The sequence below is a fragment of the Kibdelosporangium banguiense genome (genome assembly GCF_017876405.1).
GTDB classification, from domain to species: Bacteria; Actinomycetota; Actinomycetes; order Mycobacteriales; family Pseudonocardiaceae; genus Kibdelosporangium; species Kibdelosporangium banguiense.
Window position 1 is genome coordinate 7,541,452 of the sequence record NZ_JAGINW010000001.1, and the last position, 17,732, is coordinate 7,559,183.

The following is a 17,732-nucleotide window of genomic DNA, read 5'->3' on the forward strand; positions in this document are numbered from 1 at the left end:
CAGGGTTTCTTTTCATAGCCCCGTTTCTCGTGCTGTTCGTGTTGTTGTTCCTGACTCCGCTCGGCTATGCCGCCTACCTCAGCCTGTTCCAGCACAAGCTGATCGGCGGGACGGTCTTCGTCGGGCTGGACAACTACGTGAAGGCCGTCACCGACCCGCAGTTCCTACGCGGGGTGCTGCGGGTCGCGACGTTCTTCGTGGTCCAGGTTCCTGTGATGCTGTTGCTGGCATTGCTTTTCGCGCTCGCTCTCGACAGCGGTCTGATGCGGCTGGCGAGGGTGGTACGGCTGGGCATCTTCCTGCCATACGCCGTTCCAGCCGCGATCGCCGCGCTGATGTGGGGATACCTCTACGGACCGGACTACGGCCCGTTCGCGCAGCTCGGCCGGATGCTGGACATCGCCGTGCCGCGTTTCCTGAGCGAGGACTGGATGCTCGGCAGTCTCGCGAACATCGTGACGTGGGAGTTCGTCGGCTACAACATGATCATCCTGTACGCGGCACTGCGGACCATTCCGCCGGACCTCTACGAGGCCGCCGCGGTGGACGGCGCCGGTGCGTGGCGGATCGCCTGGTCGATCAAGCTTCCCGCGTTGCGGCCCGCGCTCATGCTCACGCTGCTGTTCTCGGTGATCGGGAGCTTCCAGCTGTTCAACGAGCCGAATCTGTTGCAGCGATTCGCTCCATCAGTCATCGACAGCGCGTACACGGCGAACCTCTATGCCTATTCGTTGGCGTTCACCGGTCAGCAAGTCAACTACGCGGCCACGGTGTCGTTCCTGCTCGGTCTGGTCATCGTGATCGTGTCCTATGTCGTCCTGTTCACCGCGAACCGCAGGAGGCGTCGTGACTCGCCGGCGTAGTACTCCGTTGACGATCGCCATGCTGGCCGCCCTGGCCTACTTCCTGCTGCCGTTGTTATGGCTGGTCGTGGCGTCCACCAAGAGCACCCAGGACCTGTTCACGACCTTCGGGCTGTGGTTCTCGCGCGCTCCGCAGCTGCTGACCAACGCCCAGGACACGTTGACCCACAACGGCGGGGTCTTCGTGCAGTGGCTGGTCAACACGGTTCTGTACGCCGTGGTCAGTGCGGTCGGGGCGGCCCTGCTGGCGGCTGCGGCAGGGTACGGATTCGCCAAGTACCGGTTCCGTGGTCACGGTGCTGCCTTCAACCTGGTGATCGGGGCGGTCATGGTGCCGGCCACGGCCCTGGCGATCCCGACCTACCTGCTGTTTGCCGAAGTGGGCCTGGTCAACACGCCCTGGGCGATCATCCTGCCGTCGCTGATCAACCCGTTCGGGCTGTACCTGATGCGCATCTACGCGCAGGACGCCGTGCCGGACAGCCTCATCGAGGCCGCGCGGATCGACGGCGCCAGTGAAGGCCGGATCTTCCTGCAGATCGCGTTGAAACTGCTGGGACCGGGCCTGGTGACGGTTCTGTTGTTCACACTGGTCGCCACCTGGAACAACTACTTCCTGCCGCTGATCATGCTCAACGACCCGGGGCTGTACCCGGTCACGGTCGGGCTCGCATCCTGGGCCGCGCAGGCGCAGAACGGCGGGGCCGGGGCCAGCAGCGAGATGATGCCGCTCGTGGTGACCGGATCGCTGTTGTCGGTCATCCCGCTCGTCGTGGCTTTCCTGCTGCTGCAACGGTATTGGCAGAGCGGGCTGGCCACCGGCGCCGTCAAGCAGTGACATCGATCCTTTGTGGAGGTTGACCTATGGCGGTTCTGCCCGCCCGCGTGCTGTTCGGCGCTGCCTACTACCACGAATACCAGCCCTACGACCGGCTCAAGACCGACCTTGACCTGATGGTGGAAGCACATTTCACGGTCATCCGGGTCGGCGAGTCGGTCTGGTCGACCTGGGAGCCGGAGAACGGCCGGTTCGACCTCGACTGGCTGCAGCCGGTGCTCGACGGCGCGCACGAACGCGGGATCTCGGTCATCCTGGGCACCCCGACCTACGCCGTGCCGCCGTGGCTGGCCCGGCAGTACCCGGAGATCACCGGCGAACGCGCCACCGGGCAGCGCATCGGCTGGGGCGCCCGCCAGGAGGTCGACTTCACCCACCCGGCCTTCCTGTTCCACGCCGAACGCGCCATCCGCAAGATCGTTGCCCGGTACGCCGCGCACCCGGCGGTGATCGGGTTTCAAGTGGACAACGAACCAGGCCTGGAACTGTTCCACAACCACGGGGTCTTCCAGCGTTTCGTCGACCACCTGCGTGCCAAGTACGGCGATGTCGAGACGCTCAACCGCGAGTGGGGCCTGGTCTACTGGTCGCACCGACTGTCCACATGGGCCGATCTGTGGACACCGGATGGCAACATACAGCCGCAGTACGATGTCGCATGGCGGGCGTTCCAGGCGCGTCAGACCACCGAGTTCATCGCCTGGCAGGCCGCGATCGTCCGTGAGTACGCCAACCCGGACCAGTTCGTCACCACCTGCATCTCCTACACGCGCCCCGCGGTCGAGGACGACGAACTGACTGACAGCCTCGACATCGCCGCGGGCAACCCGTACTACGTAATGCAGGATGCCTTGGCCCTGCCTGATCCGGCGGCTGACGACGCCGAGCAGAAGTGGAAGACCGTCGGCGTATGGGCGCTGTACCAGACAGCGGACTGGATGTTCTCCTCACGCCAGGCGCCTTTCCTGGTCACCGAGACCAACGCGATGCACATCGGCACGCCATGGGACAACCGGCCCGCCTATGACGGTCAATGGCGGCAGGCGGCGTGGGCACTCGTCTCGCGTGGTGCTCGGATGATCGAGTACTGGCACTGGCACACGCTGCACTTCGGCGCGGAAACCTACTGGGGCGGAGTGCTTCCGCACAGCGGTCAGCCCGGCCGTACCTACAAGGAACTGGCACGCCTCGGCGCCGAGTTCGACATCGCCGGGCCGCTTGTGGTCGGGCTCGAACCCGATGCCGACATCACCATGGTCTACTCGACGCCGAGTAAGTGGCTCATGCAGAAGTACCCGCCACTGTCCATAGCGGACGGTGAACCGGATGCGAATGCCTACCATCGGTTCTTCGATCCGTTCTACCGAGGCGCGTTCGACACCGGCCGGCAGGTTCGTATCGTCCATATCAGGCAGCTTCATGACCCGAGCAGGGAAGGCGTAACACCCGAAGAAGCTGCACGACGCCACCCTGTTCTGGTCGTGCCGGCTCTGTATGTTGTCGACGACGCCACAATCGACTGGCTCGAGGCTTACGCCCGTGCGGGCGGCCACCTCGTTCTTGGCCCGCGAACCGCGTACGGCGATCACGAAGGCCGTGCGCGCCACGAACCTGCTCCAGGTCGTCTCGTCGAGGCTGCGGGTGTGCGATACGACGAGTTCAGCAATCTGCTGCACGGCATCCCAGTCCGCGGCAACGAACTCGAACTTCCGGAAGACGCGACCGCGACACAGTGGGTCGACGGCCTCACCGTCATCGACGCCGAAGTGCTCGCCGAGTATGACCACCCGCATTTCGGTCGCTGGCCCGCGGCCACGACCCGTCATCACGGTGAAGGGCGCGTCACCTGCATCGGCACAGTTCCTGGCCGCCACTTTGCCCAGGCGCTGGCCCGATGGCTGGCACCCACAGCATGCAGTGAATGGCACCAACTACCCGCGTCGGTCACCGTCACCACGGGTTCGTCCGCGGACGGCCGTCGTGTCCACATTGTCCACAACTGGAGCTGGGAGCCCGTTCGGGTGCTGGCCCCCATGGCACTGACCGACGTACTGGAGAAGCGTTCCCTGCCCGCAGGGTTCGCGCTGAGCCTCGATCCGTGGGACGTACGCGTCTTCACTGCCAAGAACGGAGGAGATCAATGAAGAGGCTGCGGTCCGCGATCCTCGTGATGATTCTCGTCGCGAGTGGGCTGCTCGCGTCCACTCCGGCCAATGCCTTCGGGCCGTCGGTGATGTTCGCGCCGTCAGGCGACTGCAACCGTGCATACTGCACGACGTACGCCAAGTCGGTGCAGACGAACTCAGGCCGGATTCTCGCCAGCTTCGAGGACAACAACCAGCCCGCGGCCGGGCAGACGCTCCCGATCTTCAGCAGTACGGACAACGGGAGATCCTGGACGAAGATCGCCGCCGTGGCGGACAAGTCGCCCAGGCGCTGGGGCAGTAACTGGACCAACCCGTACCTCTACGTTCTGCCGCAGCGGATCGGCAGCATGCCGGCCGGTACCGTGCTGCTCGCGGGGATCGCCTCGCCGCCGGACCGTTCGGGGACCGCGATCGAGCTGTACCGGAGCAACGACGACGGCTTCAGCTGGACGTGGGTCAGCGAGGTCGCGGTGGGCGGCGGCGAATGGGGGAGCGCGAACCCCACGCCGATCTGGGAGCCGTACCTCCTGGTGGCGAACAACAAGCTGATCGTCTACTACTCCGACGAGCGCGACAAGGCGAACCACGACCAGAAGCTCGTGCACCAGACCTCAACCGACGGCCGCAGTTGGGGCCCGGTCGTCGAAGACGTCGCAATGGCCGACCGCGCACTGCGGCCAGGCATGCCGGTGGTGACGAGGATGGTCAACGGCCAGTACCTCATGGTGTTCGAGATGGTCGGACAGCCCAATACACCCAACAACTACAAGATCTCCGCGAACCCGGAGTCCTGGAACGCCTCTGACGGCGGAACAACGATCGACCACGGCGGCAGCCCGTTCGTCACGACACTGCCGAACGGCCGTCTGGCCTATAACTCCTACGGCTCAGGGGACATCCGGATCAACACGAACAACGGCACAGGCGCCTGGACACCAGTCCGCACGACCATGCCACGCGGGTACAGCCGGATGCTGCAGTACGTCCGTGGCACCGGCCGCATGCTCATCCTGTCGGTCGAGGGTTTCTGGGTCGGCGGACGCAACAGTGTCTACTACGGCGACGTGGACCTCGGCAACTCCGCTGGCCCGTACTACAAGCTCATCAACCGTCGCAGCGGCAAGGCACTCGACGTGTACCAGGCCAACTTGCAGGACGGCGCCCAGGTTGTGCAGTGGGCGGACAACGGCGGGCACAACCAGCAATGGCACGTGACCGACATCGGCGGTGGCTACCGGACTTTGTTCAACCGCAACAGTGGCCGCACGCTGTCGATCTGGGCCACGGGTACCGCCGACGGGGCCGACGCCGTCCAGTGGGTCGAGAACAACGGCGGTGACCAGCAATGGCAACTCGTGCCGGTCGGCTCCTACTACAAGATCGTGAACCGGCACGCAGGCAAGGTCCTGGCGGTGTGGCAGGCGTCCACAGCGGACGGTGCCCGAGTCGTTCAGTGGACCGACACGGGCGCGCTCGACCAGCAATGGCAGCTCGTCCAGGTCTGCGGCGTCTAATCGACGTACGTGTGGGTGCCTGGCGTGGCGGTCTCCTGCCGCCCGTTGGGCAACACCACGGTCGCTTGCGTTCCGGCGGGCACGACCACGCGGAGGTGCAACTGACCACCTTCGAGCCGCCAGGCGGACTTGATACGACCGTACGGTGATTCGTGGGCAGCCTCGGCCCAGGTGATGCCACCGCCTGGCCGTGGCTGGACGCGGAAGCGCCGGTACGCGGGTCCGTCGTCGAGTAGCTCGATGCCTGCCACGTACTGGTGCAGGAACGAGATGACGGCGCCTTTGGAGTAGTGGTTCAGCGAGGCGCTGACTTTTCCGTCCGCCGACACGCCGTTCCAATCCTCCCACACGGTGGTGGCGCCGCGGTCGATCATCGCGAGCCAGGAGGGCGCGGTGTCCTGCAACAACAACTCGTATGCGATGTCCAGGTGGCCCATGTCGGCCAGCGCGGGCAGCAGGTACGGGGTGGCGAGGAACCCGGTCCCGAGATGGGTGCCTGCCTGACGCACCAGCTCGATCAGATGCGCCGCAATGCTGGCTCGTAGTTCGTCGGGAACGAGATCGAAGGCGAGCGCACGGACATGATTGGCCTGGGTGTCCTGGGTCAGGCGTCCGTCGGGCGTGATGTATTCGGTCCGCCAAGCTGCGCGGATGTCGTCGCTGAGAGCCGAATAGTGTTTGGCTTCGTCCTCAAGGCCGAGTACGTCGGCGATCCGGCTCGCCAGGCGCGAACTGTGCGCGTAGAAAGCCGTGGCGAGGTCGCCCCGGTCGAGCTTGGGAAACGACGGAAGGTCGATCTCCTCGCCAGGGACCAGCCATTCGCCCCAGTGAAAGCCGGTGTCCCACAAGTACTGCTCGTGCGGCGCCGGTTGCGGGCGCTTGGCCACCCGGTCGGGGTGCCGCTGGGTCCGGGCGGCGCGCCCGGCGCGTTCCAGCCAGGCCACGATCATGGGCCATGATTCGGTCAGGATCCGGGTGTCGCCGTACGCGCGGTACAACTCCCACGGCACGATCACGGCGGCGTCACCCCAGCCCGCGGAGCCGTTGAGATGCTCGACCTGGCCGGCCAGGCCTTCGCCCGGAGCGCACGGGCTGATGTTGGCGACCGTGCCGTCGGGCCACTGGTCGGCGGCGACATCGCGGAGCCATTTCGCCGAGAAACCGGCCACATCGAACAGGAACGCGGCGGTCGGCACGAACAGTTGCCAGTCGCCGGTCCAGCCCGCCCTTTCCCGGTGCGGGCAGTCGGTCGGGATGTCGCAGGCGTTGTCCCGCAGGCTCCACACGACGGCCTCGTGCAACCGGTTGATCCGCTCGTCGCTGCAGGAGAACCAGCCGGTACGCCGCAGATCGGTGTGCACCACGACTCCCGTGACGTCCTGCGGGGTCAGGTCCTCGGGATGGCCTTCGATCCGTACATATTGGAATCCGTGTGTGGTGCGGCGTGGTTCGAACGCGTCGCCGGGGATGCCCGCGGACGTCACCTCGTCGATCTGCCCGGCCGGTAGGAACCCCGTCCCCGCGGGTGCGAACGGGCGGAGATTCTCAGTCGTCACATCGCCGTCGGGATCGAGCCATTCGCCGTGCACAAGCCGGACTGTGGTGCCCACCGGGCCCAGGTTGGACAGCCGGACCCAGCCGTTGATGTTCTGGCCCAGATCGACGATCTGCCGCCGATCGTCCAGCCGGCGCACCGACATCGGGGTCAGCTCCTGTACCCGGCGGACCGGTGGGGCGGGGGAGTCGGTCAGCTCGCCGAATCCGCGGGGATCGGTCACGATCGGTGACCATGACGTGTCGTCGAATCCAGCATGCGACCAGCCGCGCGGCAGCCGGCAGAGATCCCAGCGCTCACCTTCGATCAGATCCGCGGCCGTGACATGTCCTTGTGCGCTCAGCCAGTCCCGGCCCGTGCCCAGCACGTTTTCGGTGCCATCGGCATGCGTGAGGTGCAGTTGCGCCAGCAGTGCGGGCCGATCGCCCCATTGGTCGGCGACCCGGAAGTAACCGATCAGGCCGCGATACCAGCCGTCCGCCAGGATGACGGCGATGGCGTTGCGGCCCTGCTGCACACTCTCGGTGACGTCATAGCTCTGCACCTGCAGACGGGTGCGGTACTGGGTGAATCCGGGCGTGAGTTCCGCGTTCCCGATCCGGCCGCCGTTGAGAAATCCTTCGTAGACGCCGTGGGCGGTCGCGTACAGGCGTGCCGAGATCACCGGTTTGTCCACATCGAACTCGCAGCGCAGCAGCGACGCGGGCCGGTTTCCCGGTGCACCAGCGGGATTCTCGCCTGGCGTGATCCATTCGGCCTGCCAGTCACGGGCATCGAGCAGGCCCATCTCGAACGCCGCCGGTGGCGACCACTCGCTCTCGCCGAGGTCGGTCCAGACCTTCACCCACCACTGCACGCGCTCACCGGACCGCAGCGCGGGACCGGTGTACGGGATCAGGAGATGGTCCCGGGACTCGACGCGCCCGCTGTCCCAGCCGTTGCTCGTCTCGATCCGGTAGGCGGTCTGCCCGGCCGCGCCGACGGGCAGCCGCCACGACAGCCGGGGGTCGGTGACGCGGATGCCGAACGCCTCATCGAGGTGCTCGACGCGCAGGTCTGTCACGGCGGTGATCACAGGCGAGGCACCTTTCGGGTCGAACGTCCACGGCGGCGGTGGTGAAACGATTCATTCGCGGGATACCAAGCTAGGACGACTGGTCGCGGGGCGTCAACAGGCAAACTTGTGCCTTGTCAATCCGGATACAGCGGCCTACATTGGGCTGGCAGCCGAGCTGACACGTGTCAGCTGCCCGGCCGTGAAAAGCGATCATCGACCCGGTCGGGGAACCTCGTACGCCGAGGTTGTTCCCCGGTAGTGCTTGAAACGTTCAAATCAGACTCAGGTCACGCCGGCCGACACTCAACGAGGAGAACCGATGTCTGGTGCTACGCAGCGGGCGAACCGCCCGTGGAAGACGGCGACCCTGGCCGGGATGGCCTCGTACCTCGATTCGGGAGCACTGGTCACGTCCGGAATCGCGATCGGCGGCTCCTACGCGGGCGCGCTCGGGCTCGACGCGGGGACGATCGGAGCGTTGCTCGGCCTGCAGACGTTGATGTTCGCCGCCGGCGCCCTGGTCGGCGGGCGGCTGGGGGACCGGTTCGGCCGGCGCCGGATCTTCAGCCTGTCGCTGGTGCTGTACGCGGCCGGCATCGCGCTGCTGCTGATCGCGGCCTCGACCGGGCTGCTGTACCTCGGGGTGATCGCGGTCGGTTTCGCGATCGGCGCGGATCTGCCGGTGTCACTGGCGTTGATCAACGAGGAGGCACCGGAGGGCAAGAAGGGCCGGCTCGTCGTGTACTCCGGGATGCTGTGGCTGGCCGGGATCGTGGCGGTGGTGGTGCTGAGCTCGATCGTGGGCTCGTGGGGCGTGCTCGGTGGCCGGATCATGTTCGCGCACCTGCTGGGTGTGGCGGTGATCGTGCTGATCCTGCGGATGACGCTGCGTGAGTCGGCGGAATGGGCCGCGGCACGCCAGGCGGTGGACACGCATGTGGACACCGAGCGGGTCCACTTCAGCCGGGTCGGTCAGCTCTTCCGTCCGCCGGTGCTGTTCGCGGTGGTCGCCACCGGGTTGTACTACGCCAGCTGGAATCTCGGCGCGTCCACGCTCGGCAGCTTCGGGACCTACCTGTGGACCACGCTGACCGGCGGCGGCGTCGCGGAGTTCTCCCAGCTGACGCTGCTCGGCCTGCCGGTCGGTTTCGTGGCCGGCCTGATCTTCATGCGGGCGATCGACCGGCCCTCACGCAATTTCTGGTTCGTCGGCGGCTCGATCCTGATCCTCGTCGCCTGGGCGTTGCCCGCGCTGCTGGGGCCGAGCAGGTTCACCCTGGTCGCCGTGCTGCTGGTGTCCGGTCTGGGCAACGCCTTCGCCGGCGAGAGCATCTACAAGGTGTGGTCGCAGGAGTTGGTGCCGACCCTGCTGCGGAGCACGTCCAGCGGCCTGACGATGGCCTTCACCCGGGTGATCGCGGGTCTGGCGGCGTTCGGCACTCCGGCGCTCGCCGCGGCCAACCCGCGACTGCTGTTCGCCCTGCTGTTCGGCTTCACGCTCGTCGCGACCGTCATCGGATTGTTCTGGGTGCCCAAGCTGCCCAAGGCCAGCCAGATCGAGCAACCACTGGTCACCGGCAAGTCCAGCACGTCCAATTCAGAGTCTCTGCGGGCGGAGATGTCTTGACGTCAGGCGGATTCACGGATCTCCAGCCGGTATTCGGCCTCGATGGGCTCCGCTGGGCGGCGTTTGCCGCCCAGCGCGGCGACGACGGTCTGCGCGTAGTGCTCGGCGATGACAATGAAGTCCCGGGCCACAGTGGTCAACGGCGGGTGGGCGACAGCCGCGCTGGGGATGTCGTCCACGCCGACCACGGCCATGTCCCTCGGCGCCTGGAGGCCCAGACGCGACAGGCCGGTCAGCACAGCCATGGCGATCTCGTCGTTGAACGCGCAGATGCCGGTCACCGCCGGTTTCTCGGCAAGCCAGGCCTGGACGGCATCCGCGGCCGCGTTCGGCTTGAGGGGAACGGTCCGGACATCGGGTTCGGGCAGACCCAGTTCGGCGCAGACCTCGCGGACCCCGTCCAGGCGGGGTTCGGCGAAAACCGCGACCCGCTCGTCGTCGGGATAGGCGTATCCCAGCCGTTGGTGCGTGGCGGCGAGGTGCCGGGCCTGCAAGGCGCCGATCGGGTTCTCGGGCGTGCGTATCTCACGCCATTTGCGCCGGGTCGACGCGTGCAGCGCCACGATGACCTCGACACCGGCAGCCCGCATCGCCGTGGCGTCGGCGTTGGAGAACGTGTCCAACGCCAGCACGGCTGCCGGAGTGATGGCCTTCCACACCTCGCTCAACGGGCGGGCCGCGCGGGTATTGGAGTGCACGAGGAACGTGAGCTTGTGTCGGGCGAAAGCAGTCGTCATGTGCTGGACCAGGCTTCCGACGGCGTGGCCGAGGGGCCAGTCCGGGACAAGGCCGAGCACCACGTCGGACCGTCCACTGCGGAGGGTTCGCGCGGCGGCCGAGGGGGCGTACCCGAGCTTGGTGGCCGCGTCCAGCACGCGCTTGCGCGTGGCGTCCGGGATCGTCTGGTTCGGGGTGTCGTTGAGGACGTAGCTCACGGTGGAACGGGACAAACCGGCCTCACGCGCGACGTCCGCACTGGTGATCCTCTTGCCCTCGCGCGCGGTCACACCCGGTCCTCGCCCCTCTACTGTTGACAACTTGTTGTGCCACCATAACTGACACGTGTCGGTATGTGTTAGTGACGAAAGGAACGCCGCCAGTGCCGGAAACGCAGGATGTGGTCTCGAACCTGACCGTCGAGGAGAAGGCGTCGCTGTGCCTGGGTGGCGACATCTGGCACACCGCGGCGATCGAACGGCTCGGCGTCCGGAGCCTCACGCTGTCCGACGGCCCGCACGGACTGCGGGTGAAGCCGGAAGGGCCGGACGCCGCCGGGATCTCCGGCAGCCTGCCGGCCACGTGCTTTCCTACCGCCTCCGCGCTCGGCTCCTCCTGGGATGTCACGCTGATCGACGAGGTCGGGTCGGCGATCGGTGTCGAAGCACGCAGCCAGGGCGTGGACGTGGTGCTCGGCCCGGGGATCAACATCAAGAGGTCTCCGCTGTGCGGCCGTAACTTCGAGTACTTCAGCGAGGATCCATACCTGGCCGGTGCGCTGGGCGCCGCACTCGTGCGTGGTATTCAGTCACAGGGCGTGGGTGCATCGGTGAAGCACTACGCCGCCAACAACCAGGAGACCGACCGGCTCAGGGTCAGCGCCGACATCGACGAACGCACACTGCGTGAGATCTACTTGCCTGCCTTCGAGCACATCGTCACCACTGCCCGCCCGTGGACAGTGATGTGCGCGTACAACCGCGTGAACGGAGTGCACGTCTCACAACACCGCGAACTGCTCACCGACATCCTGTGTACCGAGTGGGGTTTCGACGGGCTCGTGATGTCCGACTGGGGTGCGGTGCACGACCGGGTCGCCGCACTGCGGGCCGGCCTGGATCTGGAGATGCCGCCCAACCTGGGGATCAGCGACGCCGCCCTGGTCCGTGCGGTCGATTCAGGGGAGCTCAAGGAAACCGACCTGGACACGTCGGTCCGGCGCGTGCTCCAGTTGGTTGACCGGACAGCAGCACGCCAGCCTGCGACCATCGACGTCGATGCCCATCACGCGCTTGCCCGGCGTGCCGCGGCGGCGAGCATCGTGTTGCTCAAGAACACCGACGGGGTGCTGCCTTTGACGCAGAGTCGTGTCTGCGTCGTCGGCGAATTCGCGCGTACGCCGCGATTCCAGGGGTCTGGTAGCTCCCAAGTGAACCCCACCCGGGTCGACAACGCGCTCGACGAACTGCGCCACGCCATGCCAGCTACCGAAATCAGCTTCGCCGCCGGATTCGAGCTCACCGAATCGGCCAGGAACGCGGAACTGGCTGACGAGGCAGTGACTGCCGCATCGAATGCGGACGTCGTGGTCGCCTTCCTCGGGCTGCCGTCCGAGGAGGAGTCCGAAGGCTTCGACCGGACCACTATGGACCTTCCTGCCGCGCAAACGGCGCTCCTGCAACGGTTGCTTGACGGCCCAGCCCCAGTGGTCGTCGTACTGGCCAACGGGTCCACTGTGCTCGTCACGTCCTGGCACGACCGGGTGGCAGCCATCGTCGAGTGCTGGCTCGGCGGGCAGGCCGCCGGAGCGGCGATTGCTGATGTCCTCACCGGTGCGGTGAATCCGTCCGGCCGGCTCACCGAGACCATCCCGCTGCGGCTGCAGGACAACCCGGCGTTTCTCAGCTTCCCAGGCGAAGACGGGCATGTTCGTTACGGCGAGGGCATTTTCGTCGGTTATCGCGGTTACGACGCGACCGGGCTCGACGTGGCGTACCCGTTCGGGCATGGCCTGTCCTACACCACTTTCGAGTACACCGACCTGGCCGTATCGACGACCGGCAGCCACGACACCGGAGACCTGACGATCACGGTCACTGTGACCGTCCGTAATACCGGTGTCCGGATCGGTGCGGAGGTTGTGCAGCTGTATGTGGCGGATCCGGAGAGCAGTGTGTCCCGTCCACTGCATGAGCTCAAGCGATTCGCCAAGATCTCGCTCGAACCTGGCGCGGAAACGAGCGTCGAATTCACGCTCGGTTCGCGTGACCTCGCCTACTGGTCGACGCGACACCACCAGTGGCTGGTCGAAGGCGGCGACTTCGTCATCGAGGCCGGGGCTTCGTCCCGCGACATCCGTCTACAAGAGACAGTCCGCGTCGAGGTAGCCTCGCCTCGCGTTGCGCTGACTGCGTTCTCGACGCTCGAAGAGTGGCTCGCCGACCCGGATGGTCGCGCGGCCCTCGTCGCGGCTGTGGGCGTCGATCAGGGCATTCTCGGTGACGAGGAACTACGCAAGGTCATCGGCAACTTCCCGCTGTCGGCGCTGGCCGCCTTCCCCGGCATCGGGATCACCCACGACGTGCTCAAGAACCTCTGAAGCAAGGGTGACCGACGGCCGGTGGCCGCCGGTCACCTCATCTACGGCAGGTCTGTCTCGACGTCCACGGTCGCCACGTGGGCGAGCGGGTGTGTGATGCCGTTGAGCATGGGGTCGAATCGCGTTTCAGCGCGGAGGTGACGGCGGAAGAACGCGGACAGGTAGCCGACTGCGAACTCGCGTTGGGCGCTTTCCGACAGCTGTGGTTCCAGCACTTCGGTGCGCACGTTGACGCATTGACCCGGCGGTATCGTGTTGTGGCTACGGTCGCGGGCGTCGTCGTGGGCCATCACCTGACCGCTGCTTGGCGACCATTGGACGTTGAAGAAGTTGTGGTTCGCGCCGCGCACAGTCCAAAGATGGATCGGCGCTCGGTTGACCGCCTTGGTGTTGGTGAAGTACATGGGGCTGGCGGTCAGGTCGCATGTTCCGGCCACGACCGCGAACGGGATGTCGGTGACCTGGTAGTCCGGGTGCGGGGCGCCGTCGGGGGAGAAATAGCCCGCGGGGGCCAACGGGACGACAGCCTTGATCTTGACCCCGGCCGGCCATTCTGCCCGGTGGATGTCGGCGGCCTGGCGCATCATGCCGCGTCCGCCTCGTGAGTGGCCCATTGTGCCGACCCGGGTGAGGTCCACCTTGCCCTTGAACCGATCGCCGAACTTGGCGACGAGCGGCCCGGTGCCGGTGGAAAGCTGCTGCCAAAGCCGCAGGTGCTGGTTGACCAGTGCCGCCCGTGCCATGTCCTGCGGCTCGCCGAGTTCGCCGACGTTGACGCCGTTGGCGCTGATCGACACCACGACAAAGCCCTGCTCGGCCAGGCGCCGGCCGAGGTAGTCGTAGCCCCGGTAGCTCGGCAACGGAGCTATGCCCGGCGCGCACGGCCAGCGGTTCAGTTTCACTATGGCTTCGTCGAGGATCGCCTGGAGACGTTCCTGCTCGGCAGGGTCGGTGGTGGTTCCCATCTTGCGGAACGCGTCCTCCCACGTGTTGCCTGCCTGCCGATCCGCGCACGTGTCGAACAGGCCGTGCGCCAGGATCACCATCGGGAACGGGCCGCGCCCGCTCGGGTAGTGCACCACGCCGGTGAGCTCGATATCGGCCATCCGGTTGGGATCCGGCGCACCGGTGACCGGGTCGAAGGGGTGGAAACCGGGCACGTGGAACGCGGTGTCGCCGAGCGTGTATTCCGAGGTAGACACTGTAAGCATGGTAGACACGCTGTGCGCCTCGGCGGTGGCCAGTGTCAGCGCGGCCGCCAGGCAGGCGGCGGCCGCGAGGGTCTTGAGTAGCTTCTGCACGCTGGTGTTCACGATCGGGGCGACCGGATGGTTGCCAAGATCGGAAGGACGAAAATCGGTCACCGGGTTACGGGTCCTGTGTGGACGGATCGTTCGGCCGTAGCCGCCTTGTGCGGTGTTTGGCACGCTCGGTGCATGAGAGTTCTCGCAGTGTTGACTGCAACCCTGTTGACGGCTCTGACCCTGCAGGGCACTTCGGCAGCGCAGGTCGAAGGGCCTCAGCAGCAGGAAGCCGAGAAACCACGCCTGGCGCCGGCGGCCAAGAACGTCCGGCTGCGGACCACGCTTCCCGAGACCGAACGGGCGATCTCGATCGCGTTCGCCCAGTACGGCCGTAAGGACGTCGCGTTCGTCAGCGGCGAGTTCGGGCTCAAGACCTTCGACGTGACCGACGTCGACCGGCCGCGGCTGCTCGACCACCTGACCAAGCAGGAGATGGCACTGCCCGGCGACGACCCGTCGCAGCGCTTCTGGGAGAACGAGGACATCAACGTCGACCCGAAGCGCAAACTCGCGTTCCTGGCGCGTGAGGTCAACTCGTTCGGCCGTGCGCTGCCGGGCGACCGGCCCACCGGCAACTACATCGTGTCCGCGGCAGACCCGGCGGATCTGAAGATCCTGACCTTCCACCGGCAGAACACCGGCCACACCAGCACATGCGTCAACGACTGCCAGTACCTCTGGACGGCCGGGCGCGACCGGTCGGCCGACAACACCGGCCGGATCTTCGTCACGGATCTGCGGGATCCCCGCAACCCCAAGGAGCTGCCGGTCTCGGTCGACGTGCGTGGCGCGGGCAAGATCACGCACGACGTTCAGGTCGACGCCCAGGGAATCGCCTGGGTCGCAGGCGATGACGGCACCCGCGGCTACTGGACCGACGGCTGGCACCGTGATCCGTTGACCGGGAAGGTCCGCAAGGCGACCGCGGCGGACCCGGTGGCGTACGCGGGTGGCACCGTGCCGCAGATCGACATGCCGACCAGGTTCACCCACAACTCGTTCCGCCCGGTGGGCCGGACGTTGCACGACGGCCCGAGGCCGACGCGCGAGAACCCGGCAGGCAGCCTGCTGCTGCACACCGAGGAGGCGTTCGGCTCCTCGACGTGCAAGGACCAGGGGCGTTTCGTCATCTCGTCGCTGAAGGGCACCGAGAACGGTGAGATGACCAAGGAGATGAAGACCGTCGGCGTGTGGAGCCCGGACGACAAGGAAGGCACGATCCCTGGCGACGTCACGTGCTCCGCGCACTATTTTGACGTGCAGCAGCGGGTCGTGGCCTACTCCTGGTACGAGCAGGGCACCCGGTTCATCGACATCTCCGACCCCGCCAAGCCGATCCAGATCGCGTACTGGCGACCGGACGCAGCGGTCTCCTGGGCACCGTACTGGCACAAGGGCAACGTCTTCGTCGCCGACCTCGCCCGGGGCGTCGAGATCGTGTCGCTGACCAAGGGTGCGTACGACGCCCAGGACAGCGGCACCAACGTCCAGCTCGTCACCAACGGCCCGGTGAAGGTCAAGGCAGGAGCCGGTGGAAGGGAACGACTTCCGCTCGTACCCCACCCGGACTACGGCTTCGCCTGCCCGATGGTCGCCGCCCGAGGCGGTTCCTGCGGGCCAGGCAGCTGCTGCTGACGCCACTTCTACGGGCGAAGCCAGTCTTCGCCCGTAGAACCAGGCGGCTATGCGGGGTAGGGGGAAGCTCGCAACAGCCGAGCCAGGTGTGTGGCGTTCTTGGCCAACTGCTCGGTGGTCTGGGCCACGGTGTCGGGCACCTTGTCGAGATCCTTGAAGTCGGTCCCTTGCATCGCCTCGCCCACCCAGTACGTGACGCCCCCGGCGGGGATGCTGAAACCGATGTCGTCCAGGGCCTGGAACAGGTCCGCGCTCACCTTGTGGGCACCGTCCTCGTTGCCGACCACGGCCACCGTCGCGACTTTGTTGTACATGTACGGCAGCCCGTTGTCGTCGGTCTCGGACAGTTCACCGTCCAGCCGTTCCAGCACGCGCTGCGCGATGCTGGACGGATGTCCCAGCCAGATCGGTGTGGCCAGCAGCAGGATGTCCGAGGCCAGCAGCTTTTCCCGGATCTCCGGCCAGGCGTCGCCGTCGCCCATGTCGACGGCCACCCCCGGGCGCACGTCCCGGTTGACCACCCGGATCGCCTGGCCCGGCACGCCGTTCGCCTCGAACTGTTCCAGGACCTGCTGCGCGAGCAGATCGCTGCTGGAACCGGCTGGTGAGGGCGTCAAGGTACACACCAGCGCGAGCACGCGGGGTTGATTCGCTGTAGTCATCAGATCGGCTACCCGCGTGAGACCCCGTCAAACCGGATCGTCAAGCACCACGTTTGAGTCCATGTAGGACTGACCGGCCGGGGTTGAGCGGATGATTTCACGGGTAGCCAGCCGACATGCTTGACGTCGAACCACCTCCCCGGATCCGATGGCCGCGAGACGTCGACACAGTGATGACCGAGCTGCGCACACTCACGGCCGCGGGCGAGCTGGACCTTCCGCTGCCTGGTGGCGGCGAGACGGCCGCGCGGTGGGCAGTGCTCGCACGTCTTGGCCGACGCGATCGCCATCCTGGCCGAGGCCGGGCGCAAGCCCGTGCCAGATGCCCTCTACGGTGTTAGGGCGGCGCGGTCCGGCGGTACCGGTGCGCTGTTGCTTGGCCGCAGGCTGAACGGCACCGTGCGTTTCTGCCCTGGCGCACACCACCTGGACCGGGCGTTGATCGCGGCCCTGGACGAGGACGGTCGCGGGAGCCGGGAGCGGATCTACGGCGCGAACCTGGGCCTGCGCGGTGACGTCTACCTCGCGGTCGGCGGCTTCGGGCCGCTGTCGGCAGGGGAGGACCGGCACCTCTGGGATCGGGTCAAACTCGCCGGCTACCGGGCCGTGACGACTGCTGCGGCGCCGGTGGTGACCAGCTCACGGACTCGGGGGCGAGCCCGTGGCGGCCTGGCGGATCTGCTTGCCGGCCTGCGGGACCAGCGATCAGCGTGAAGTCGTTACTCGGTCGAGCTGGCCGGTATCTGACCGGCGGCCAGGAACGTGACCGGTGGGACCACGTGGCGTTGGCTACGCGGCGGGGGAGCGGTGGCGAGCGTGATTTCGGGGATCTCTTCGACCGGAGCGGGAGCCGCGGGCCGCGCGGGCCGGGTCTTGACCGGTGCTGGTGCCTGTGGCGGGGCGGTGTTCAGTGCGCGGCGGGCGGCATTGATCCACAGTGTCCACATGGCGTGGTCGCGGTGATCGGCCATTTGGGACTGAATCACCGAGAGGATGCCGCGGACCCGGGCGGCCAGCACAGGATGGGCCGCTACCTCCGACCATGGCGCCGTCGCTGCCGATCCGCCACGGACGGCTCTTCGGACGTGCTCTGTGAGATCCGTGTGAGCCAGCCCGAGCCAGTGTTCAACCATGGTCGAATGGTCACGCATGAGGTCAACTCCAGGCAAGAGGGATCGATGAAGTGGCACCGGTGCCGCTGTTGATCATTCTTA

The 17,732-nt window shown here is 66.7% G+C and carries 13 protein-coding genes; 8 read left to right on the top strand and 5 right to left on the bottom strand.

Features of this window, described 5'->3' with window-relative positions:
- The first annotated feature begins 29 nt into the window (after positions 1-29).
- From JOF56_RS34840 to JOF56_RS34855, 4 genes are read left to right on the top strand one after another with little or no spacing between them, the layout of a single operon-like run.
- Positions 30-863 (top strand): carbohydrate ABC transporter permease, encoded by an 834-nt coding sequence (locus JOF56_RS34840; protein WP_307855390.1) that lies wholly within the window; start codon positions 30-32, stop codon positions 861-863.
- On the top strand, positions 811-1,701 hold the full coding sequence (locus JOF56_RS34845) for a carbohydrate ABC transporter permease (protein ID WP_209643693.1): 891 nt from the start codon (positions 811-813) through the stop codon (positions 1,699-1,701). The genes JOF56_RS34840 and JOF56_RS34845 overlap by 53 nt, the downstream gene beginning before the upstream one ends.
- A gap of 26 nt (positions 1,702-1,727) precedes the next feature.
- Positions 1,728-3,845: a beta-galactosidase gene (locus tag JOF56_RS34850; RefSeq protein WP_245378506.1), complete on the top strand. Its 2,118-nt coding sequence runs from the start codon at positions 1,728-1,730 to the stop codon at positions 3,843-3,845.
- Entirely contained in the window at positions 3,842-5,362 is a 1,521-nt protein-coding gene (locus tag JOF56_RS34855; RefSeq protein ID WP_209643694.1) for an RICIN domain-containing protein, read from the top strand. Before JOF56_RS34850 ends, JOF56_RS34855 begins: the two co-directional genes overlap by 4 nt.
- Here the strand turns inward: JOF56_RS34855 and JOF56_RS34860 are convergent.
- On the bottom strand, positions 5,359-7,992 hold the full coding sequence (locus JOF56_RS34860) for a family 78 glycoside hydrolase catalytic domain (RefSeq protein WP_307855391.1): 2,634 nt from the start codon (positions 7,990-7,992) through the stop codon (positions 5,359-5,361). The genes JOF56_RS34855 and JOF56_RS34860 overlap by 4 nt on opposite strands.
- A gap of 301 nt (positions 7,993-8,293) precedes the next feature.
- On the opposite strand from JOF56_RS34860, the gene JOF56_RS34865 reads away from it, so the two are divergent.
- Complete coding sequence (locus tag JOF56_RS34865; RefSeq protein ID WP_209643695.1) at positions 8,294-9,601, top strand: MFS transporter; 1,308 nt, start codon at positions 8,294-8,296, stop codon at positions 9,599-9,601.
- Between the two features lie 2 nt (positions 9,602-9,603).
- Here JOF56_RS34865 and JOF56_RS34870 read toward each other — a convergent pair whose 3' ends face one another.
- Positions 9,604-10,608, bottom strand: coding sequence for a LacI family DNA-binding transcriptional regulator (locus JOF56_RS34870; RefSeq protein ID WP_209643696.1), 1,005 nt, complete (start codon positions 10,606-10,608; stop codon positions 9,604-9,606).
- Between the two features lie 92 nt (positions 10,609-10,700).
- On the opposite strand from JOF56_RS34870, the gene JOF56_RS34875 reads away from it, so the two are divergent.
- A complete protein-coding gene (locus JOF56_RS34875) occupies positions 10,701-12,917 on the top strand; it encodes a glycoside hydrolase family 3 C-terminal domain-containing protein (RefSeq protein ID WP_307855392.1) in 2,217 nt (738 codons plus the stop codon).
- Between the two features lie 41 nt (positions 12,918-12,958).
- Here JOF56_RS34875 and JOF56_RS34880 read toward each other — a convergent pair whose 3' ends face one another.
- Positions 12,959-14,281, bottom strand: a complete 1,323-nt coding sequence (locus tag JOF56_RS34880; protein ID WP_209643697.1) for a poly(ethylene terephthalate) hydrolase family protein — start codon at positions 14,279-14,281, stop codon at positions 12,959-12,961.
- 72 nt (positions 14,282-14,353) lie between these two features.
- Here JOF56_RS34880 and JOF56_RS34885 point away from each other — a divergent pair, with 72 nt between their 5' ends.
- Positions 14,354-15,856: an LVIVD repeat-containing protein gene (locus JOF56_RS34885; protein WP_209643698.1), complete on the top strand. Its 1,503-nt coding sequence runs from the start codon at positions 14,354-14,356 to the stop codon at positions 15,854-15,856.
- A gap of 47 nt (positions 15,857-15,903) precedes the next feature.
- Here the strand turns inward: JOF56_RS34885 and JOF56_RS34890 are convergent, their stop codons facing one another.
- Positions 15,904-16,518 (bottom strand): flavodoxin family protein, encoded by a 615-nt coding sequence (locus JOF56_RS34890; protein ID WP_209643699.1) that lies wholly within the window; start codon positions 16,516-16,518, stop codon positions 15,904-15,906.
- 228 nt (positions 16,519-16,746) lie between these two features.
- On the opposite strand from JOF56_RS34890, the gene JOF56_RS34895 reads away from it, so the two are divergent.
- The gene (locus JOF56_RS34895) at positions 16,747-17,232 is read left to right on the top strand and encodes a glycosyltransferase family 2 protein (protein ID WP_209643700.1); all 486 of its coding nucleotides are present in this window, start codon (positions 16,747-16,749) and stop codon (positions 17,230-17,232) included.
- A gap of 5 nt (positions 17,233-17,237) precedes the next feature.
- On the opposite strand, the gene JOF56_RS34900 is transcribed toward JOF56_RS34895, so the two are convergent.
- Positions 17,238-17,651, bottom strand: a complete 414-nt coding sequence (locus JOF56_RS34900; protein ID WP_209643701.1) for a hypothetical protein — start codon at positions 17,649-17,651, stop codon at positions 17,238-17,240.
- Between the last annotated feature and the right edge of the window lie 81 nt (positions 17,652-17,732).

Coding starts and splice junctions, on each gene's coding strand:
- JOF56_RS34845 (WP_209643693.1), top strand. CDS start 811: ATGTCGTCCTGTTCACCGCGAACCGCAGGAGGCGTCGTGACTCGCCGG.
- JOF56_RS34850 (WP_245378506.1), top strand. CDS start 1,728: ATGGCGGTTCTGCCCGCCCGCGTGCTGTTCGGCGCTGCCTACTACCAC.
- JOF56_RS34855 (WP_209643694.1), top strand. CDS start 3,842: ATGAAGAGGCTGCGGTCCGCGATCCTCGTGATGATTCTCGTCGCGAGT.
- JOF56_RS34865 (WP_209643695.1), top strand. CDS start 8,294: ATGTCTGGTGCTACGCAGCGGGCGAACCGCCCGTGGAAGACGGCGACC.
- JOF56_RS34885 (WP_209643698.1), top strand. CDS start 14,354: ATGAGAGTTCTCGCAGTGTTGACTGCAACCCTGTTGACGGCTCTGACC.
- JOF56_RS34890 (WP_209643699.1), bottom strand. CDS start 16,518: ATGACTACAGCGAATCAACCCCGCGTGCTCGCGCTGGTGTGTACCTTG.
- JOF56_RS34900 (WP_209643701.1), bottom strand. CDS start 17,651: ATGGTTGAACACTGGCTCGGGCTGGCTCACACGGATCTCACAGAGCAC.